The organism is Shewanella salipaludis (assembly GCF_012911865.1).
GTDB lineage: Bacteria > Pseudomonadota > Gammaproteobacteria > Enterobacterales > Shewanellaceae > Shewanella > Shewanella salipaludis.
Window position 1 is genome coordinate 19,623 of record NZ_JAAXYH010000008.1, and the last position, 20,940, is coordinate 40,562.

Consider the following 20,940-nt stretch of genomic DNA (forward strand, 5'->3'; position numbering starts at 1 on the left):
CGGTGTTTGTCGCATACTCCGTCTACTTCTTAAACTACTCATTAAAGTTGAATCATGACCGAATTATCCAAATACAGAAACATTGGTATCTTCGCTCACGTTGACGCGGGTAAAACCACGACCACCGAGCGTATCCTTAAGCTAACCGGTAAGATCCACAAGATCGGTGAAGTTCACGATGGTGAATCAACCACCGACTTCATGGAGCAGGAAGCTGAGCGCGGTATTACCATTCAGTCTGCTGCCGTAAGTTGCTTCTGGAACGATCACCGTTTCAACGTCATCGACACCCCAGGCCACGTTGACTTCACAGTTGAAGTTTACCGTTCTCTGAAAGTGCTTGACGGCGGTATCGGTGTATTCTGTGGTTCAGGCGGTGTTGAGCCTCAATCAGAAACCAACTGGCGTTATGCTAACGAATCTGAAGTTGCCCGTATCATCTTCGTAAACAAGCTGGACCGTATGGGTGCCGACTTCTTGCGTGTGGTTAAGCAGACTAAAGACGTATTGGCTGCGACTCCGCTGGTCATGGTTCTGCCTATCGGTATCGAAGACGAATTCACAGGTGTTGTCGATCTCTTGACCCGTAAGGCGCACATCTGGGATGACACTGGTCTGCCAGAAAACTTCACAGTCACTGATGTCCCTGCTGACATGGTTGACCTGGTTGAAGAATACCGTGAAATGCTGATCGAAACTGCCGTTGAGCAGGATGACGATCTGATGGAAGCTTACATGGAAGGCGAAGAGCCATCTATGGAAGACATCAAGCGTTGTATCCGTAAGGGTACCCGTACTCTGGCATTCTTCCCTACATACTGTGGTTCTGCCTTCAAGAACAAAGGTATGCAGTTGCTGCTTGACGCCGTTGTCGATTACCTGCCTGCACCACAGGAAGTTGATCCACAGCCACTGACAGACGAAGAAGGCAACGAAACCGGCGAATTCGCTATCGTTTCTGCCGATGAGCCACTGAAAGCATTGGCGTTCAAGATCATGGATGACCGTTTCGGCGCCCTGACCTTCGTACGTATCTATTCTGGTCGTCTGAAGAAGGGTGACACCATCCTCAACAGCGCTACCGGCAAGACAGAGCGTATCGGCCGTATGGTTGAGATGCAAGCCGATGAGCGTAACGAACTGGAATCGGCTCAAGCCGGTGACATCATCGCCATCGTGGGCATGAAGAACGTGCAAACGGGTCACACTCTGTGTGATGTCAAGCACCCAGTTACGCTGGAAGCCATGGTGTTCCCAGAGCCGGTTATCTCTATCGCAGTAGCGCCAAAAGACAAGGGCGGCAGCGAGAAGATGGGTATCGCTATCGGTAAGATGATCGCCGAAGATCCATCGTTCCGCGTAGAGACTGACGAAGATTCAGGTGAAACCATCCTTAAAGGTATGGGTGAATTGCACCTGGACATCAAGGTCGACATCCTGAAGCGTACTTACGGTGTTGAGCTGATCGTGGGTGAACCACAGGTTGCTTACCGTGAAACCATCACTGCCCAGGTTGAAGATCAGTACACCCATAAGAAACAATCTGGTGGTTCAGGTCAATTCGGTAAGATCGAATACGTTATCCGTCCTGGTGAGCCAAACTCTGGCTTCGTGTTCAAGTCTTCTGTTGTTGGTGGTAACGTTCCTAAGGAATTCTGGCCAGCAGTTGAGAAAGGCTTCGGCAGCATGATGAACACAGGTACCATAGCTGGCTTCCCAGTGTTGGACGTTGAGTTCGAACTGACTGACGGTGCATACCACGCAGTCGACTCATCAGCCATCGCGTTCGAAATCGCCGCTAAAGGCGCGTTCCGTCAGTCTATCGCCAAAGCCAAACCACAGTTGCTTGAGCCAGTGATGAAAGTTGACGTGTTCAGCCCAGAAGACAACGTGGGTGACGTGATCGGTGACTTGAACCGTCGTCGCGGCATGATCAAAGACCAGGTTGCAGGCGTAACTGGTGTGCGTATCAAGGCTGACGTGCCGTTATCAGAAATGTTTGGCTACATAGGTACTCTGCGTACCATGACTTCAGGCCGTGGTCAGTTCTCTATGGAGTTCTCACACTACAGCGCTTGTCCAAACAGCGTAGCCGAGAAAGTTGTAACTCAAGTTAAAGAACGTAAAGCTGCTGAAGCTAAGAAGTAATTCTTAACTTAATCGCTTAGAAAAAACCGCTGATGAGCTCAAGCTCTCAGCGGTTTTTTTTGCTTCTTTGGCCGGATGCCGAGTTCGTTATCCACCCTCGAATTCGGGCAGGTCGCAAAGAAATGCCAGAGCCAGAAACGACAGCGCCAAAAACCACAGAGGCGCCCCAAGCTTCCCTGGGACGCCTCTGGCGTTTCTTTTGTGCTCTCTTGTCGCCTGATCTTTCTCCGGCTCCGGACCTCAGTCCTGCAACGAATAGGGCAATGCCAGGACCCTGAGGCTGGACGCCGCATCATCGGCGACCCGCAGCCGGGCATCGGCCTGGGTGTCGTTGGCAAGCACAGCCGTCAATAACACCTGCTGCCCCCGCTGCACATATTCTATGATCTGCCCTGCACGGCGAAAGCCGTCTTCCAGTGCTATCTCCAGTTTGGTATCCAGGCCCAGCTCGGCTTCTGTGTGGCCGGCAAGCACGTACAGGGCGCGCTTATTGCCGCCCCGGTATTTCATCCGCGCTATGGTTTCCTGCCCCATGTAGCATCCCTTGGTGAAGCTGATGCCGTCGATCGCCTGCAGATTACACATCTGGGGCACGTATTGACCCGCGTGTTCGGCGCCGAGGTTGGGGTAAGCTGCCAAGATCTCCAATGCCTGCCAGGCGCTGGCATCATAGACTTGGGTGTCGAGTCTCTGTTCGAAAGCGGCAGCGGCGGCGCTGGACAGCATGAGCAGATAACGCGAGCCGTCTTTGAGGATCGCGCCGCCTTCGATTGGGGTCAGCCCTGCCATGGCGGCGCCGTCGGAGGTGACAGCGAAAGTGTCATGGATGAAGCGCTCTGCCTTGTCGCCGGCAACACCGAACAACTGCCAATCGCCTGAGACATCACTGAGTTCGGCCTTGCTGAAGACGGCATATTTCTGCAGCTGGGGCAAATCTACCCCTATGCTCGAGCTCGGCAGCAACATGAACAGGCTGTCGTCCAGATCAAAGATCCTGAAACTGGCGAGCATCTTACCCTTGGGATCGCAGTGGGCGCCCCAGCGCCATTGATCTTTCCCGAGCGAACTTATGTCTGTGGTGACTTGTCCCTGGATGAAACTGTGGCCCTGTTCACCGCAGATGCGGATTAGCCCCAGATGAGACAGTTTGGCTAACAGCAGATCTGGTTGTGGAGCGTCCAGATCCCAGTTGGGGTGAGAAACCGAAATCGTCATAGTGAGATCCTGAAAGTGATGCGTTGCATTAGCTGGAATTGTAACGGATTTACTTGGGCGCCGGAATAAACAAAGCGCACATATCCTGGATAGAATAGGTGCGCTTCTCTGGTGTCAGCCTAAGGGTGTCGGCTTTAGGTTAAAACAGCAGACGGGTGCGTATGGTGCCTTCGATGGACTTCAGGTGCTCCAGGGCCTGCTCGGCCTGATGGGTATCGACCTCCATCACCACATAACCTATCTCGGCCGTGGTCTGCAGGTATTGGGCGGCAATGTTGATGCCTTGCTCGGCGAAGACCTGGTTGATCTTGATCAGTACCCCTGGGCGGTTTTGGTGAATATGCAGCAGACGCGAGGTGCCCTTATGCTGCGGCAGTGATACCTCGGGGAAGTTGACCGCAGACACAGTCGAGCCATTGTCCGAATACTTGGCCAGTTTACCGGCGACTTCTATGCCTATGTTTTCCTGGGCCTCGGCCGTGCTGCCACCCACATGCGGCGTGAGGATCACATTGTCCAGGCCGCGCAGTGGGCTGATAAACTCGTCATCGTTGGACTTGGGCTCGACCGGGAACACGTCTATGGCCGCGCCAGCCAGGTGCTGCTCCTTCAGGGCCGCCGTCAGGGCCTCTATATCCACCACTGTGCCCCGTGAGGCATTGATGAAGATGCTGCCCTTGCGCATGCAGGCCAGCTCGGCGCTGCCTATCATGTCTTTGGTCTGTGGCGTCTCTGGGACATGCAGGCTCACCACATCGGCTTGGGCCAGCAACTGTTCCATCGAATGTATCTGCTGGGCATTGCCCAGGGGTAACTTGTCTTCTATGTCGAAGAACACCACCCGCATGCCCAGGGTCTCCGCCAGGATGCCGAGCTGAGTGCCTATATGGCCATAGCCTATGACGCCCAGGGTCTTGCCCCTGACTTCGAAACTGCCGTTGGCACTCTTGAGCCAGCCGCCCCTGTGCGCTATGGCGTTACGCTGGGGAATACCGCGCATCAGCATGATGATTTCGCCCAGGACCAGCTCGGCCACACTGCGGGTATTGGAGAAGGGGGCGTTGAACACCGGGATACCCAGGGACTCGGCGGTGGTGATATCCACCTGATTGGTGCCGATACAGAAACAGCCGATGGCGACTAACTTCTCGGCATTACGCAATACCTCGGCCGTCAGTTGAGTGCGGGATCTCAGGCCAACGAAATGGACATCCTTGATGGCCTTGAGCAGCTCTGCCTCGCCCAGCGATGCCTTGTGATACTCGATATTGGTATAACCTGCCCGTTCCAGTACATCTACCGCAGATTGGTGGACGCCTTCCAACAGCAGGATCTTAATCTTATCCTTGTCCAGCGAGTGTTTCGCCATGATGTGGGTACCCTTGATTATTGTTGCGAATCTTATGCCAATCATGCTGTGGATTGGCGTTATGCTATGCTCACTGTCACCGCCCACCCAAAGTAGCATTATTTTTGTCTGCTGTGGAGGGCTGGATGGCTAAAGTTAATATTCTAAATTAAGAACAATATCGAATAAGAGGTCGTTAGCTTGCATAACAGAATCCTATGGCTGGGAATATACAGCCTTGCGCTCATTTGGTCAGTCATAAATCCCCATGATCGCTTCACCTGGTGGCTGGAAGCCATGCCCGCCCTGATTGCGTTGCCGCTGTTACTCCTCACCCGCAATCGTTTTCCGCTGACACCCTTGGCCTATGTGTTGATCTTGCTGCATTGCAGCATACTGTTCGTTGGGGCTCATTACACCTATGCCGAGGTGCCGTTGTTTGACTGGCTAGCCCAAGTGAGCGGTGGCGAGCGCAATAACTATGACAAGCTGGGGCATTTCGCCCAGGGGTTCGTGCCGGCGATACTGGCGCGGGAGATCCTCTTGCGCCAGGAAGCGGTCAAGCCAGGCGCCTGGTGTGCCTTCCTGGTAGGCTGTTTCGTGCTGGCCTTGTCCGCCTTCTATGAGCTGATCGAATGGTGGGTCGCACTGGCAAGCGGCGAAGGGGCCGATGCGTTTCTCGGCACCCAAGGCTATGCCTGGGATACCCAATCGGACATGTTGATGGCATTGATAGGGGCCATAGTCGCGCTCAGCCTCTTATCTCGACGCCATGATAGTCAGTTGCGGCGGCTTAAGCACTGAATAGCGGCAGGTGCCCGCCGGGCTAAAGCCGCCGCCTTAGACTAAGCTAAGCTAAGCAATGCAATGCTAAACCCGAATTCACTCTGTGGAGGGGTATCATGGTGACGCACACTATGGCAGGGCAGCCGCTACGAGTACCTATCTGGTTCCGGCTGTTTGCCTTGGTGAGCCTGCTGTGGAACCTGCTGGGGTTGCTGGCTTTCTTGGGGCAGATGAGTCTGGATTCGCAAGCGATAGCGCAGATGAGCCAGGCCGAGCGCTACATGTACGACACTACCCCCGTCTGGCTCAATTGGGTATTAGCCAGTGCCCTGCTCTCTGGCCTGCTGGGATGCCTGCTGCTATTGCTCAGAAGGCGTCAGGCCCGGGGCATGCTGCTGCTGTCGCTAGTCGCAGTGCTGTTGCAACTGGGCTATGTGTTCGGGGTACAGGATGCCATGGCGGCACTGGGGGGCGAAGCCTTGCCCATGCCGCTGCTGGTGCTCGGCTGGGCACTTTTGTTGGTGTGGGTCGGCTATGTTGCCGGCGAGCGCCGCTGGCTGCATTGACACTAGGATTGACACCAGGATTGACGCTAGGTCTGAGGCCGGTTGTCGGGCTCGCCCAAGCTTGCCTGGAGCTGCCCAGGCGCCGTTTCCCTCCCCAAAAACTGTCCCGCCAATGATTTCACTGTTTAAACTTCCCCGCCAGCCCAGTAGACTGGCTCGCATATTTAGCGACAGGAAGTGAAGTATGAGTATTTGGTTCAGACCCGTCAGTTTGGCCGACTGTGCCAGGCTGGATTTAGGCATGCAGGGGAAGGGCACCCTGATGCAGACCTTGGGCATAGAGATAAGTGAGATAGGCGACGACTATATGAAGGCGACCATGCAGGCATCGCCGGCTGTGCATAACCCCCTGGGGATAGTGCATGGCGGCGCCAATGTGGCGCTGGCGGAAACGGTTGCCAGCTATGCGGCCAATTTTGCCGTCGATTTCGAAAATTACTATTGTGTCGGTCAGGAAATCAATGCCAACCATCTGCGCGCCGCCCGCAATGGCGTACTGGTGGCGACGGCCAGACCCGTGCATCTGGGCAAACGCAGCTCGGTATGGGAAGTCTTGATCCACAACGCCGGCGGAGAACTGACCTGTATCTCCCGCATGACGGCGGCCGTGGTGAAACGCTAATCTTCGGGAGACAGATATTTTTCAGGAGCCGAGATGATGAAACCGAGAGACCATTTACTGACCGCCGCCGAGATTGCGGCCATGGAAGCGGAAACCAAGACGCACTTCTTAAATCCCAAGGCGACTAGGACGAAAAAGTCCCTCGGGGATGCCATAGGGCTGCAGCATATCGGGGTGCACCAGATCAGCATAGCCCCGGGTTGCGACAGTACCGAATACCATAAGCACTATTTCGAGGAGGAATGTGTCTATGTGCTCGGCGGTGTGGGTGAGGCCCATATCGGAGGGGAAACCTTTGCCCTGGGCGCCGGGGACTTCATGGCCTTTCCGGCCGATGGCGCGGGTCATTCCATGCACAACAATGGCACTCAGCCCTTGGTCTTCCTGGTCATGGGGCAGAGACTGGTGCAGGACGTGGCCGATTATCCCCGTAAAAACAAACGATTATATCGGCATCGGGGCAGTTGGGATCTGGTGGATATAGAGGCAATAGATAAACTTAAGTAATGAGGCGGCCGGTCAATATCCAGGCAAAGACTCGCCTGGACTGATCCGGGTCAAAGATCCGGACGGCCGTTGCGGCACAATAGCAGCGGCTGCCGACGATAAGAAACGGGTCATGAGTCGGCAAACCATGCCGGGCTTTTATGGGAGTGAGTATGGAAAGTGCAACAATATGGGAATGGGTGGGCTATCTGGCATCCGTGGTGGTCGCCATTTCGTTGATGATGGCCAATATCAAGAAACTGCGTTGGTGGAACCTGACTGGAGCGGCGCTGTTCGTGGCCTATGGTTTGGCGATTGGGGCTCTGCCCGTCGCCCTGGTGAACTTCTTCATAGTGCTCATAGACATTTATTATCTGCTTAAGTTATACCGCAAGTCCTAGGGCGCCGACGGCCGATCTACCCGGCCGTCGGATTAGGTCTATGGCTGTTAATCTTAAAAAACGATTGATAACATCTATTTTAACCGTTTTATATATTCTTTAGTGCCGCTTATGCTTAGGCCATCCAGTAGATAACTCAGCCGCATAGGTAAGGGAAAAGTGTCATGGCAACAATTTACGATGTCATCGAGACCTGGTTAGCCCAAGACAAGCACACTAAGGAATAAGCATAATGAATCAACAAGATAAGTATCTCACCAGCCAGAATGGCGCCCCTGTGGCAGACGATCAGAATTCATTGTCGGCGGGGGAGCGTGGTCCTCTATTACTTCAGGATTGGCATCTCATTGAAAAATTAGCCCACTTCAATCGTGAGCGCATCCCTGAGCGGATAGTGCATGCCAAGGGAACCGGTGTCTATGGCACCTTTACCCTGACGAAAGATCTCAGCGAATACACCATAGCCGAGCATTTCAACGGCGTGGGTAAGCAGACAGAGACCTTCGTGCGTTTCTCCACCGTCGGCGGCGAGATGGGCAGTGCCGATGCCGAACGTGATCCCCGGGGATTCGGCCTGCGTTTCTACACTGGCCGTGGCAATCACGATATCGTCGGCAACAATACCCCGACGTTTTTTCTGCGTGATGGCATCAAGTTTCCCGATTTCATTCATACCCAGAAACGCCACCCGCAGACCAACCTCAAAGATCCCCAGGCCATGTGGGATTTCTGGGCCCTGAATCCCGAGGCTTTGCACCAGGTGACCATCCTCATGTCGGACAGGGGCATACCGGCCAATTACCGCCAGATGCATGGCTTCGGCTCCCACACCTTCTCCTTCTGGAATGCCGAGGGCGAGCGTTTCTGGGTCAAATTTCACTTCAAGACCCAGCAGGGCATAGCCAACCTGACGGCCGAGCAGGCGGACATACTCAAGGGGATAGATCCGGATTCGTCACAGCGCGACATGGTGGCGGCGGTGACCGACGGTAACTTCCCCCGCTGGACGGTGCAGATACAGCTGATGCCCGAAGCCGAGGCCAATACCTACCATATAAACCCCTTCGACTTGACTAAGGTATGGCCCCATAAGGACTATCCACTGGTGGATATAGGGGTGCTTGAGCTGAACCGTTTGCCGCAGAATTATTTTGCCGAAGTCGAGCAAGTGGCGTTGGCGCCGAGCAACTTGGTGCCGGGTGTCGGTGCCTCGCCGGATAAGATGTTGCAGGCACGCCTGTTTGCCTATGCCGATGCCCAGCGCTATCGCATTGGCACCAATTACAACCAGTTAGCAGTGAACTGTCCCCATGCCGCCAAGGTCAGGCATTATCAACGCGGCGGCGCCATGGCGGGCGGTCAGTGTGGTTTCCCGGGCAACCAGACGGGGGGCGATGCCAGCGTCAACTATGGCCCCAACTCGGCCGACGGGCTTGGCGAAGCGGCTCAGTTTGCCGAGCCGCCATTGAGACTGGAAGGAGAGGCGAGCCGTTACAGCCGCTACGATCAGGATGACTTCAGTCAGGCGGGTGACTTGTATCGTCTCTTGCCAGAGGATGAAAAAGCCCGCCTGATCAGTAACATCTGTGGCAGCCTGAGCCAGGTAACCCTGGGGGTGCAACTGAAAATGCTGGAGCACTTCAGTGCCGCCGACAGGGATTATGGCCAGAGAGTCAGGCTGGCCCTGGGTCTCTGATCCTTTAGTCGGCCGATACCGGCCGCAAACAACGGGGAGGCCATGCCTCCCCGTTTTATTTTCCTAGCACAAGAGGGTCGCCATCCCCAAAGCGGCGAACAGCAGGGCACAACCCCTGTGGATCCACTGCAGCGGCAGCCGGTCGGCACTGAAGTGGCCGGCGATGACCAGGGGCACGTTGGCGAGCAACATGCCCAGGGTCGTGCCTGCCACCACCATGGCCAGGGCATCGTATTTGGCCGCCAGCACTATGGTGGCTATCTGGGTCTTGTCGCCCATCTCGGCGAGAAAAAACAGTATGAAGGTCGCTGCGAAGGCTCCCCAACGATAGACGCGGCTTTCCCCTGCATCGATCTTATCCGGCACCAAAATCCACAGGGCCATGGCGAAGAAGGAGGCGGCAACCAGATAGCGGGCCACATCTGGAGCTATCCGGGCAATGGCCCATTGGCCCAGCCAAGCCGCCGCCAGATGGTTGAGCAGGGTCGCGAACAGTATGCCCGAGATGATGGCGGTCTTATTCTTGAAACGCGCGGCCAGCAGCAAGGCGAGCAATTGGGTCTTATCCCCTATCTCGGCGATGGCAACGGTAAAGGTTGAGGCTAACAGTGCTTGCAAAATAGATCCTTAGGGGTGAAATTCAGACAACCGAGCACAACTTCCGTCCACCCCAAAGTGCCGGAAACCATGCTCGGGTCTTGCCGGGCAGATCTGTGTGATCTGCTGTAAGTACCATGGCATTTGGCCAAGTATGTTGATACTTACCCCATAATTTAAGCCTGACTCAAACTATGGTTAGCTACTCCCCCGAAGCGAGGAGGGCATTATAACGCCTATCCGTGCGGGTTCAAGCCCGGGATGAGCAATCCGCCCCATGGAGAGGCATTTAGCTCAAGAACTCCCACAGTGGCTGGACAGAGTTGCCTTTTTCGACGCCAAGTGTATTGCCTGTTATCGGCTGCGTCTGTTAATGTCGAAGCCCTGTTGGCCACTCGCTGAAGCGGCCGGCAGCTGAGACCATTCAATAATTAAAATAATCAAAATAGGATATACGTGGTGAATTTGAAAATTTTGGGCTCCATCGCCATTGTCGGGGGGACGGCGATTGGTGCCGGCATGTTGGCCCTGCCGCTGGCAACAGCCGCCTTAGGTGTGATACCTGCCTTTTTGTTGTTGGTCTTGGTTTGGGGGATTTCCGCTTACACCTCATTACTCATGCTGGAGATCAACCTGCGTGCCGGCGTGGGGGACAACGTCCATGCCATTACGGGTAAGACGCTGGGCAAGGTGGGACAATTTATTCAAGGTGCTTCTTTTCTCAGCCTGCTCATCGCCTTGACCGCGGCCTATCTGAGCGGCGGCTCCTCGCTGTTGGTGCTCAAGGCCCAGGCCTTGTTTGGCATGCAACTGGACAGTCAGCTCGCCGTTATCCTGTTTACCGTGTTTCTGGGGGGCTTTGCCGCCTTTGGCGTCGCCTGGATCGACAAGGCATCCCGGGTGCTGTTTTCACTCATGATCGGCATGTTGGTCCTGGTGGTCGTTTTCCTGTTACCCGAAGTGGATCTCTCCTGGTTTGCGACCCAGGGCAGGACGACCCCAGCGGGGGACGGCAACCTGACATTCTGGATGGCGGCCATCCCTGTGGTATTCACCTCCTTCGGTTTTCATGTGTGTATTGCCACCCTGGTGCGTTATCTGGATGGCGATGCCGTCACGCTGCGCAAGGTGTTGCTGATAGGTTCGAGCATTCCACTGATCTGCTACCTGTTATGGCTTAGTGCGACCTTAGGCACCCTCGGCGGCGAGACGGTAACGGGTTTCAATGGTTCGCTCTCCGCGCTCATCAGTGCGCTGCAAGCCATAGCGAATTCAGCCATAGTGAGTAAATGTATCGGCTTGTTTGCCGATCTGGCGCTCATCACCTCGTTTCTTGGGGTGACCATGAGCCTGTTCGACTTCATTGCCGAACTCACCCGGGCGCGTTCGACCGTGTTTGGACGCCTGCAAACCTGGCTTATCACCTTCGTGCCGCCGCTATTATGTGCCCTGTATTATCCCGACGGCTTCGTCACTGTACTGGGTTTTGCCGCTATGCCTCTGGTGTTCATGATTATTTTCTTACCTGTGGCCATGGCACTCGGACAGCGCAAACAACAGATGACAGGCTACCAGGTTTCGGGGGGGAAACCCGCTCTGATGCTGACAGCCTTGCTGGGAGTCATCATCATAGCCGCCCAGCTGGCGGTGGCACTCTAGTGGCCGGCGCAGCATCTTGAGCCGGCTAGTGTAAGCGAGTTTGTTTTTCGCTATTCGTGATTGGAAACAATATGATAGAGTCAGACCTTGTGTCTGGCTCTTTTTTTTAGCCCGGCATTGGCATTGGATAAGCTCGACTCAATCAATAAAGCACTAAAAGGAATTTAGGATAATGAAAAGATGGTTTCTCAGCGCGGTGCTTGCCGCAAGTTTTGGGGCTCAGGCCGATGAGGGCATGTGGCAGCCTCATCAGCTTCCGGCCATGGCAGATGAACTCAAGGCCAAGGGCCTGGAGATAGATGCCGAGTCCATCTCCAAGCTGACCGAATTTCCCATGAATGCCGTTATCAGCCTGGGGGGCTGCACCGCCTCTTTCGTGTCCCCCAAGGGGCTGGTGGTGACCAATCATCACTGCGCCTATGGCGCCATCCAATATAACTCCACCCCGGAAAAGAACCTGCTGCAGGACGGCTTCCTCGCCAGGACGTTTGCCGACGAACTGCCGGCAACCCCGGGTTCGCGGATTTATGTCACGGAAGCCGTCACCGAGGTGACCGACAAGGTGCAGGCCGGCCTGGGCAAGTTGATGGGCCAAGACTTCTATCGGGGCATAGAACTGGCCGAGAAATCTTTGGTGGCCGAGTGTGAGAAGGAGATAGGCTATCGCTGCCAGGTCTACAGCTTCCACGGTGGCCTGGAATATTACCTGGTCAAGCAATTGGAAATCCGTGATGTGCGGCTCGTGTATAACCCGGCCGCCAGTGTCGGCAAATACGGTGGCGACATAGACAACTGGATGTGGCCCCGCCACACGGGCGATTTCTCCTTCTATCGCGCCTATGTGGCCAAGGACGGTAAGCCGGCGGACTTCAGCACTGACAATGTGCCTTTCCAGCCAAAGAGCTTCCTCAAGGTGTCGGCCAAAGGCGTGAGTGAGGGGGATTTTGTCATGGTGGCCGGCTACCCGGGACGCACCAACAGATATCGCTCCGCGGGTGAAGTGCAGAACCAGTTCGAATGGGCCTATCCAGCGGGCAAGCAGCTGCGGGAAGGTTTCATCGACATCATCAAGGCGACCGCGCCCGCAGGCAGTGACGAACGCATCAAGTACGAGAGCCTGCTCGCCGGCCTGGCCAACTATGCGAAGAACTTTACTTCCATGATCGAGTTCTATGGCAAGTCGAGCATGTTGGCCGATCGTCGGGCCCGCGAGGCCGAGCTGTTCGCCTGGATCAAACAAGATGCCGCCAGGGAAGCCAAGTACGGCCAGACGCTTGCCGAGTTGCATAAGCTGAACATCCGCAGCGAGGCCCATCGGGAACGCGATATCCTGATGGGCTACATGGGTTACACAGGCATGCTGCCGACGGCCCGCGACTTGTACCGTCTCGCCAATGAAAAGACCCTGCCGGACATGCAGCGCGAGCCCGGCTATCAGCAACGCGACATGATCCGCTTCAAGGAGAGCATGGAGCGTCTGGATCGCCGTTATGCTCCGAGTGTCGACAAGGCGGTGTTGCTCGACTTGCTCGAGCGTTATGCGGCGCTGCCGGGTGAGCAACATTTGCCGGCGCTGGATAAGGCCCTTGGCATAGGCGAGAGCTTGGATGCTGCCGAACTGGCCAAGACACTGGATAAGCTATACGCCAATACCGGGTTGGGCAATAAGGACACACGCCTGGGCTGGATGGAGAAATCCGTTGCCGACTTCAAGGCATCCGAGGATCCTTTCATCCGGCTTGCGGTCGCCATGTATGACACAGACATGGCACTGGAAAAACAACAGAAGGCCATAGAAGGTGAGCTGATGCGGGTGCGTCCGCGCTACATGGATGCCATCATCGCCTTCAATCGCGAGCAGGGTAAGCCTGTGTATGCCGATGCCAACTCTAGCCTGCGGGTCTCGGTCGGGCAGGTGAAAGGCTACTCGCCGACCGACGGCATGCTGGCGGCGCCTTTCACCAGCCTGGAGGGCATAGTGCAGAAAGACACGGGCGTGGCGCCTTTCGATGCTCCCAAGCGTGAACTCGAGTTGATAAAACAGCAGCAGTACGGGGATTTCGGCACCGAGTCGCTCGGCTCGGTGCCAGTGAACTTCCTCTCGACCCTGGATACCACGGGCGGCAACTCCGGCTCGCCGACCCTCAACGGCCGTGCCGAGCTGGTGGGCCTGCTGTTCGATGGCGTCTATGAGAGCATCATAGGCGACTGGGCCTATGACGCTAACCTCAACCGTTCCATCCAGCTCGACAGCCGCTACATGCTATGGGTGATGAAGTATCTGGATGAGGCCGACAACCTGCTGGCCGAGATGGAGATAGTGAACTAGCAGTTCTTGTCGTCCATCTTGCTAAAAGCCCTGATCTTCAGGGCTTTTTTTTATTGGCTTGTTGGCGGGGATTTTGCCTGCTTGAGGTGCACTAACCCGGCGATTTCCTGCTCCGTCAGCGGGCGCATCTGTCCCTCGGCCAAGTCACCCAGTTCGAGCCGCATCAACGCCACCCGTTGCAGATCCATGACCCGGTAGCCCAATGCCTGGGACATGCGGCGGATCTGACGGTTAAGCCCCTGGGTGAGGACTATCTCGAAGCTGTCGTCCGTCAGGCGGCGGGTATCACATGGCAGGGTGCTGATGCCTTTATAGCTGACGCCCTGGGCCATTTGGGTCAGAAAGGCCGCATCTAAGGCCAGGTTCAGCCGTACATGGTAGGTCTTGCTGTGGCCGAAGTCCGGGTGCATCAGGCTGTGGGTCAACTCGCCATCATTGGTCAGCAGCAACAGCCCCCTCGAGTCCTTATCCAGGCGGCCGACCGGATATAACCTGGGCCCGGCCGGCAGGAGATGCAACAGGCTGCAGGGGTCTTGCGCCAGCAGGCGGCAATCCACGCCGACGGGTTTATTGAATAGCCAATAGCTCGGTGCCTGGGGCGGTCTGAGCCTGACACCCGCGACCCTGATATCATCCAGGCATGTCTCATGCCCATCCAGGGAGACTCTGTCCCTATGGCTTGCCGGGCGGCCGTTGAAGGTCACCAGGCCGGCATCAATCAGCCGACAGGCATGCCTGCGCGAACCCAGGCCACAGAGGGCGAGGTACTTGGCCAGCCTAGGCTGCATGCCTGGCTCCTGCGCGTCCCAGGCTTGCCGCCGACCTGCCATGCCCTTCGCCCCGGAGGCTGCGGAGCATCGCCAGTGCCAGCAACAGACACCAACCCAGGGTCAGCAGCGTCTGCAGCCAGATGTTGATGGCGACCCAACAAGTGTCCCCCGTCGCATGGGGACAGGGGATGAAATCCAGGGTGCGCCACTCCAGTCTCAGCATGAGTACCAGGGCGTTGAGCAGGCCGGCGATGCCGAGGTAAAACAGCGGCCTGGGACAGAGTGGGCTGCGATTGATGCCGGCATACACGCAGAGGCAATGCAGGCAGAAGGTGCCGAGCAGATAGGCAGTGGCGACAATTCTGTGGAGTTGGAGATCGTTGATGGGGAATATGCCCATCAGAATGATGGCCAGCCCTACCCAGCAGGCGACTGCCGCCAGGTAGTTGCCGCCCCTGATCCTGGGGCGCAGTGAGAATAGCGCCAGCATGGCCAATAGCATGCATAGCCCGGAGATCATCAGGGTGAAATTGAAAATATAGGCCAGGGGGGAGGCGATATAGTCGCCCAGGGTGTCGGCCCTGACATTGAGCAGCGCCATGCCCAGCAGGTTATAGTTGCGCCAGATGACCAGAGACAAGCCGAGGGCACATAGGCTAGTTCCCAGTAAAATCAGATAGATAACCAGTCTATGCAGATCATATTGGCTGGGTTCTCTGGGGTCATGCTCGGCTGCCGCCATCGTCTCTCACCACTCATTGTTCGGATCTGCCTATGATGACGCAAGCTTGCCATGTTTGTCACCCGGCAGGCGCTTGTCATCAATGCCGCTTGCGCAACATGACGACGACTATGGCGACCAAGGTGAGGATCATGCAGTACCAGGTATGGGATACTGCGGCCAAGGGGGTGATGCCGAATGTCGAGGCGATTAACAATGCCTGGGCCCCATAGGGGATCAGTCCCTGGACTATGCAGGCGAAGATATCCAGTATGCTGGCGGCACGCTTGGCGCTGACGCCATGCTTATGGGCCAATTCCTTGGCGATGTCGCCAGTGACGACTATGGAGACGGTGTTGTTGGCCACACAGACGTTGGTGCTGGCGACTATGGCCGCCATGCCGAGTTCGGCGGCGCGGCTCGAAGGTTCGCCCTTGGCACGGGAGAAACGGCCTATCAGGCGCTCAATCTGCCGGTTGACGAAGGCCAGCCCACCCTGTTGTTGCATCAAGGCCGCCAGGCCACCGACCAACATGGAGAGGATGAAGATTTCCTGCATGTTGGTGAAACCTGCATAGATATCCTTGCCGAACTGGATCAGGCCATAGTCGGCGCCGAATAGCGCCGTGGCGCCGGCGAGCAGTATGCCTATGGTCAAGACCACAAACACATTCAGCCCGGCCAGTGCCAACAGCAGAATAGTCAAATAAGGAATGACCTTGAAAATCTCCAGTGGCTGGTGGACCAGCTCGGCCTGGCCCTGACCGGCAAACACGAAGGCGATGAGGGTGATGAGACAAGCCGGGAGGGCAAATATCAGGTTCTCCCTGAACTTATCTTTCATCTCACATTCCTGGGTACGGGTTGCCGCTATGGTGGTATCCGAGATGATCGACAGATTGTCACCGAAGAGGGCCCCGGACATCACGGCACCGGCCATCAGGGCATAATCTATCTGCGCCTGATCTGCGACGCCAAGGGCGATGGGCGCCACGGCGGCGATCGTGCCCATGGAGGTGCCCATGGCGGTGGCGATGAAGGCGGCGATCACGAAGAAACCTGGCAATAACAGCTGGCTCGGGATCAGCGACAGGCCGAGGGCGACAGTGGCATCGACGCCACCCGTGGCCTTGGCGACGGCGGCAAAGGCGCCGGCCAACAGGTAGATAAGACACATGGCGATGATGTTGCTATGGCCTATCCCGGCCATGAAGGTCTCTATCGCCTGATTGAGTTTCTGCTTCGACAGGGCCAGAGCCAGGATAATGGCCGGCAGAATGGCCACCACGCTGGGCAGCTGGTAGAAGGCGAAGTCGACCCCCTGATGCTGAAAATACAGACCCGCGCCTATGAAGAGGGTCAGAAAGCTGAACAGGGGCAACAGGGCGATGAGGCTGCCCCTGGCCGGGGCTGTGCGGTTTTGAGTCTGCTTGGTCAATTCTGTCTCTCTTAAACTTAGGTAAGCCATAGGTATCCTGTTATTGGTCGCTAGCTTCGGCCGGTCCGCTGACTTGGGCGCTGGGTTGGGATTGCAACCTCTGGTCTCTGCTGGGCGACAACCGATTGCAGAGGATATGGGATAGCATAGGTCCTGTCAATTTAGACGTCTAGATGTTTATACATCCAAAGTTGCGAGTGGGCAAATATACAGCTAAGATGCCATCGAGATCCTTCAATAGCAACATTTCAATAACTTATGCTTAAAAATCCGGCTCGTCTGTCGGTGTGATGCTGCGGCTATTCTGGCGGTATTCTTGCCTATGCCTATGCCTATGCCGGTGCCTATGTCTATGTTGGGGGAGGGAAGCGAACAGGTGCGTCGCCTGGGCCGCCGGCGTCCAGGTCGGGCGGGGGAATGGCCATGAAAAAGGGGCCTCAGGCCCCTGTTTCATGAGTCATGGCGCCGTTAGCGTTTGACGAGCAGATTATCTATCAAGCGCGCCTTGCCCAGATAGGCGGCGGCGAGGATCACCAGCTCAGAGTCTGTGGCGACTGCGGGGGCCAGGGTGTGGGCGTTGCGTACCTCGAGGTAATCGGGTTTGAATCCCGCCCCTATGAGCATACGCTCGGCCTGGGTGCCTATCTGGGACAGGGGCTGCCCCTGGACCAGGGCATCGGCCATGAAATCCAGTGTCTGCTTGAGGGTCGCGGCCGTGACTCTTTCTTCGGCCGTGAGGTAGCCGTTGCGTGAACTCATGGCCAGGCCCGAGGCTTCCCTTATGGTTTCCATGCCCAGGATCTCGATCGGCAGCGACAAGTCCTCCACCATGGTCTTGATCACCAACAGCTGCTGATAGTCTTTCTGGCCGAATAAGGCCAGATCCGGTTGCACCAGGTTGAACAGCTTACAGACTATGGTGGCGACACCACGGAAGTGTCCCGGGCGACTGTGGCCGCATAGCTCGTCTGAGATCCCAGGTACTTCGACATAGGTCTGCTGTGCCAGGCCCTTGGGGTAGATGATTTCCGGTGTCGGGGTGAATAACAGCTCGGCGCCGGCTTCCATCAATGCCTGGCTGTCGGCCGCCAGGGTGCGAGGGTAGGCGGCCAGATCTTCATTCTGTCCGAACTGCATGGGATTGACGAAGATGGACACCACCACGTGATCGGCGCGGCGGCGGGCCTCCTCGACCAGGGTGATGTGTCCCCGATGCAGATTACCCATGGTCGGCACCAAGGCGACTGTGTCTCCCTGGCGATGCCAGGCCTTTACCTGGGCACGTAATTCATCTATGCGGGCTGTGGTGATCATAGGGCTATACCTTGGCAAACTCTCATCAGTTAAAGGTGTGTTCTTCGCCCGGGAAAGTACCGGCGGCGACTTCATCTATGTAGGCACGAATGGCCGAGCGGATCTCACCCGTTTGTTTCAGGTAGTTCTTGGAGAAACGCGGGATATAACCGCTGGAGATCCCCAGCACATCGTGCATCACCAGGATCTGCCCATCGGTATCCGCGCCTGCACCTATGCCTATCACAGGTATGCTCAAGGCCTGGGTGATCGTCTTCGCCAGTGACGCCGGAATACATTCCAACACCAACAGCTGGGCACCGGCGGCTTGCAACGCCTTGGCCTCGTCCAAAATCCGCTGGGCATTGTCGGCGTCGCGGCCCTGCACCTTGAAGCCCCCGAACACATGCACGGATTGAGGCGTCAAGCCGAGGTGAGCACAGACGGGGATGCCGCGCTCGGTCAGCTTGGTGACGGTTTCCAGCAGCCAGTGCCCGCCTTCGACCTTGACCATGTTGGCGCCGGCCTGCATCAGCAGGGCGGCATTGGTCATGGCCTGTTCGGCGCTGGCATAGCTCATGAAAGGCATGTCGGCGATCAACAGGGCATGGCTGATCCCGCGGCGCACACAGCGGGTATGGTAGGCGATATCTGCCGTGGTGACCGGCAGTGTGTCGTCGTGCCCCTGCAATACCATTCCCAGCGAATCACCGACCAGCAAGACTTCGACCCCTTCACTGTCGAAGGCGTGGGCGAAACTGGCATCGTAGGCCGTCAGGGCGGTGAATTTTTTACCTTGCTGTTTAAACTTCAACAGGGTCGAACACGTAATTTTAGACATAGGGGTCATCTTAAAATCGATTGGAAGTGGAGTTATAAGCTAACTGAGGTCGGACTTCAATCTTCCGGGACGAGTCGCTGCAATTCGGCGCGCATCTGGGGGCCGATAAGCGTCTCGAGGCGAGTCTTGTCCGGCAACACCAGCTCGGGCGCCAGATCCCACAGGGGGATCAACACGAAACTGCGCTCCCGCATGCCGTAATGGGGCACCGTCAGCCTGGGGAGGCTGAACTCTTCATCGCCATAGAGCAGCAAGTCCAGATCCAGGGTCCTGGGGCCCCAACGTTCCTGCCGCAGTCGTCCCTGGTGGTTTTCTATCGCCTGCAGCGCATCGAGCAGCGCCAGCGGTGCCAGCTCTGTATCCAGGCTGGCCACGGCGTTGACGTAATCCGGCTGGACGACATCGCCCATGGGCCGGGAGGCGTAGTAGGGCGATACCCGCAGGCTGCCCGGTAGCGCCAGGCCAGCCAGGGCCTGTACGGCCGAGTCCAGTTGAGCCACCGGCTGTTGCAGGTTGGCTCCCAGGGCGATATAGACCTTCACCACGGCTCGTTACTCGGCCTGGTTGCCCTTGGCGGCAGCCGGGCGGCGACGGCGACGCTGGGTGGCGTTGCGGTTACGGTTGGCATTGCCTGTCTTGGCACCACTGCGGGCTATGCTGTTGCGCTCGTCCTCGTCGGCCTCGACGAAGGACTGCCACCAGGCGGCTTGCTTGGCCAGATGGCCACCCTCGGCTTCGCCGCGCAGCAGCAAGAGATCGTAGGCCGCCCTGAATTTAGGGTGTTCCATCAGCTTGAAGGCACGGGTGCCCTGGCTGCGCTCGAAGCGTAACTGCAGTTGCCAGATGTCTTTGGACGGGGTGCTGAAACGGCGCGGTATGCTGATGGTGCGACATTGTTGCTCCATCACGTCACCCATGGCGGCAAAATAGGCGTCATATTGGCTCAGGCCACTCTCTATGGCGATATCCTCGGCCCGCTGGCACAGCGGGTACCAGAGGATGGCGGCATAGAAGAAGGCCGGGGTCACTGGCTTGTCTTCCCTGACCCTCTCATCCGTGTTGCGCAGCATGGCCTGGATCAGCTTGGCCGCCTTGGGCTCATCCTTGATGGCGTCGGCCACCTGAGGGAAGAGAGGGGCAAACAGCTGGTATTCCTGCATCAGCTGGTAATTGGCCAATGCCTTGCCGGCGAAGAAGAGTTTCAGCACTTCTTCGTACATACGCGCCGCCGGAATGTCTTGCAGCAGCGGGGCCAGTTGTTTGATAGGTGCGGCGGCGGAGGCGTCTATGCCCATGTCGAGCTTGGTGGCGAAACGTACGGCCCGCAGCATGCGCACGGGATCCTCACGATACCTGGTCTCAGGATCGCCAATCAGCCTCAGGGTGCCTGCCTTGAGATCTTCCATACCGCCGCCATAGCTGCGGATGGAATAGTCGCTGATATCGTAATACAGGGCATTGACGGTAAAGTCGCGGCGCTCGGCGTCTTCGTCTATCTCACCATAGACGTTGTCGCGCAGCAGTCGGCCCTCGGCGTTGAGCTTGGAAATTTTCTCATTGCTTTCACCGTGATGGCCGCGGAAGGTGGCGACTTCTATCACGTCACGACCGAAGACTATGTGCGCCAAGCGGAAGCGTCTGCCGACCAGGCGACAGTTGCGGAATAATTTCTTGATGTCTTCCGGGGTAGCGTTGGTGACCACGTCGAAATCTTTCGGCTCCATGTCGAGCAGGATATCGCGCACACCGCCACCGACCAGGTAGGCCTTATAGCCGGATTTGCTCAGACGGTACAATACCTTGAGCGCATTTTCACTGATTTGCCTGCGGGAAATGCTATGGGCATCCCTGGGAATGATCTCCAGACTCAGGCCGTCCGCGGTACGCGCTTGTTCGGGTACGCACTCTGTTTGAGTATTTTCAAATAGCTGTTTGCAGAATTGGCTGATACGGCGAAAAATGGGACACCTCGAACTATGATCTGTTATTTGGTTAAAAATCTGGCGGCTATCATATACCAATTG

General features: G+C 56.7%; 19 protein-coding genes and 1 riboswitch. Of the genes, 9 read left to right on the forward strand and 10 right to left on the reverse strand.

Translation table 11 applies throughout. The annotated features are described in order from the left end of the window. The first annotated feature begins 54 nt into the window (after positions 1-54). Positions 55-2,148 (forward strand): elongation factor G, encoded by a 2,094-nt coding sequence (gene fusA / locus HC757_RS11840; protein ID WP_169564584.1) that lies wholly within the window; start codon positions 55-57, stop codon positions 2,146-2,148. 240 nt (positions 2,149-2,388) lie between these two features. On the opposite strand, the gene ygfZ is transcribed toward fusA, so the two are convergent. After that, entirely contained in the window at positions 2,389-3,363 is a 975-nt protein-coding gene (gene ygfZ, locus HC757_RS11845; RefSeq protein WP_169564585.1) for a tRNA-modifying protein YgfZ, read from the reverse strand. A 139-nt stretch (positions 3,364-3,502) separates the two neighbouring features. Continuing rightward, on the reverse strand, positions 3,503-4,732 hold the full coding sequence (gene serA / locus HC757_RS11850) for a phosphoglycerate dehydrogenase (RefSeq protein WP_169564586.1): 1,230 nt from the start codon (positions 4,730-4,732) through the stop codon (positions 3,503-3,505). 180 nt (positions 4,733-4,912) lie between these two features. Between serA and HC757_RS11855 the strand changes: the two genes are divergently transcribed. From HC757_RS11855 to katB, 6 genes are all read left to right on the forward strand, one after another. Continuing rightward, entirely contained in the window at positions 4,913-5,515 is a 603-nt protein-coding gene (locus tag HC757_RS11855) for a DUF2238 domain-containing protein (RefSeq protein WP_169564587.1), read from the forward strand. Positions 5,516-5,613: 98 nt separating this feature from the next. Then, complete coding sequence (locus HC757_RS11860) at positions 5,614-6,063, forward strand: hypothetical protein (RefSeq protein ID WP_169564588.1); 450 nt, start codon at positions 5,614-5,616, stop codon at positions 6,061-6,063. A 184-nt stretch (positions 6,064-6,247) separates the two neighbouring features. Continuing rightward, positions 6,248-6,685: a PaaI family thioesterase gene (locus HC757_RS11865; RefSeq protein WP_169564589.1), complete on the forward strand. Its 438-nt coding sequence runs from the start codon at positions 6,248-6,250 to the stop codon at positions 6,683-6,685. A 33-nt stretch (positions 6,686-6,718) separates the two neighbouring features. Continuing rightward, on the forward strand, positions 6,719-7,192 hold the full coding sequence (locus HC757_RS11870; RefSeq protein WP_169564590.1) for a cupin domain-containing protein: 474 nt from the start codon (positions 6,719-6,721) through the stop codon (positions 7,190-7,192). Between the two features lie 152 nt (positions 7,193-7,344). Next, a complete protein-coding gene (locus tag HC757_RS11875) occupies positions 7,345-7,572 on the forward strand; it encodes a YgjV family protein (RefSeq protein ID WP_169564591.1) in 228 nt (75 codons plus the stop codon). A 232-nt stretch (positions 7,573-7,804) separates the two neighbouring features. Then, entirely contained in the window at positions 7,805-9,268 is a 1,464-nt protein-coding gene (katB, locus tag HC757_RS11880; protein WP_169564592.1) for a catalase KatB, read from the forward strand. A gap of 63 nt (positions 9,269-9,331) precedes the next feature. Here katB and HC757_RS11885 read toward each other — a convergent pair whose 3' ends face one another. Beyond that, the gene (locus HC757_RS11885) at positions 9,332-9,886 is read right to left on the reverse strand and encodes a TMEM165/GDT1 family protein (RefSeq protein ID WP_169564593.1); all 555 of its coding nucleotides are present in this window, start codon (positions 9,884-9,886) and stop codon (positions 9,332-9,334) included. An 86-nt stretch (positions 9,887-9,972) separates the two neighbouring features. Continuing rightward, positions 9,973-10,081, reverse strand: a riboswitch (yybP-ykoY riboswitch). A gap of 243 nt (positions 10,082-10,324) precedes the next feature. On the opposite strand from HC757_RS11885, the gene HC757_RS11890 reads away from it, so the two are divergent. Beyond that, positions 10,325-11,524, forward strand: a complete 1,200-nt coding sequence (locus HC757_RS11890; RefSeq protein ID WP_169564594.1) for an aromatic amino acid transport family protein — start codon at positions 10,325-10,327, stop codon at positions 11,522-11,524. A gap of 172 nt (positions 11,525-11,696) precedes the next feature. After that, positions 11,697-13,853, forward strand: a complete 2,157-nt coding sequence (locus HC757_RS11895) for a S46 family peptidase (RefSeq protein ID WP_169564595.1) — start codon at positions 11,697-11,699, stop codon at positions 13,851-13,853. A 50-nt stretch (positions 13,854-13,903) separates the two neighbouring features. On the opposite strand, the gene HC757_RS11900 is transcribed toward HC757_RS11895, so the two are convergent. The 7 genes from HC757_RS11900 to pcnB form a co-directional block, all read right to left on the reverse strand. Continuing rightward, positions 13,904-14,641 (reverse strand): 23S rRNA pseudouridine(2604) synthase RluF, encoded by a 738-nt coding sequence (locus HC757_RS11900; protein ID WP_169564596.1) that lies wholly within the window; start codon positions 14,639-14,641, stop codon positions 13,904-13,906. Beyond that, on the reverse strand, positions 14,631-15,365 hold the full coding sequence (locus tag HC757_RS11905) for a DUF998 domain-containing protein (RefSeq protein ID WP_169564597.1): 735 nt from the start codon (positions 15,363-15,365) through the stop codon (positions 14,631-14,633). The genes HC757_RS11900 and HC757_RS11905 overlap by 11 nt, the downstream gene beginning before the upstream one ends. 79 nt (positions 15,366-15,444) lie before the next feature. Continuing rightward, positions 15,445-16,812: a Na+/H+ antiporter NhaC family protein gene (locus tag HC757_RS11910; protein WP_169564598.1), complete on the reverse strand. Its 1,368-nt coding sequence runs from the start codon at positions 16,810-16,812 to the stop codon at positions 15,445-15,447. 438 nt (positions 16,813-17,250) lie between these two features. Further along, a complete protein-coding gene (panC, locus tag HC757_RS11915; protein ID WP_169564599.1) occupies positions 17,251-18,096 on the reverse strand; it encodes a pantoate--beta-alanine ligase in 846 nt (281 codons plus the stop codon). A gap of 25 nt (positions 18,097-18,121) precedes the next feature. Beyond that, the gene (gene panB / locus HC757_RS11920; RefSeq protein WP_169564600.1) at positions 18,122-18,916 is read right to left on the reverse strand and encodes a 3-methyl-2-oxobutanoate hydroxymethyltransferase; all 795 of its coding nucleotides are present in this window, start codon (positions 18,914-18,916) and stop codon (positions 18,122-18,124) included. 56 nt (positions 18,917-18,972) lie between these two features. Continuing rightward, on the reverse strand, positions 18,973-19,461 hold the full coding sequence (folK, locus tag HC757_RS11925; RefSeq protein WP_169564601.1) for a 2-amino-4-hydroxy-6-hydroxymethyldihydropteridine diphosphokinase: 489 nt from the start codon (positions 19,459-19,461) through the stop codon (positions 18,973-18,975). 6 nt (positions 19,462-19,467) lie between these two features. Then, entirely contained in the window at positions 19,468-20,937 is a 1,470-nt protein-coding gene (gene pcnB, locus HC757_RS11930; RefSeq protein ID WP_169564602.1) for a polynucleotide adenylyltransferase PcnB, read from the reverse strand. Between the last annotated feature and the right edge of the window lie 3 nt (positions 20,938-20,940).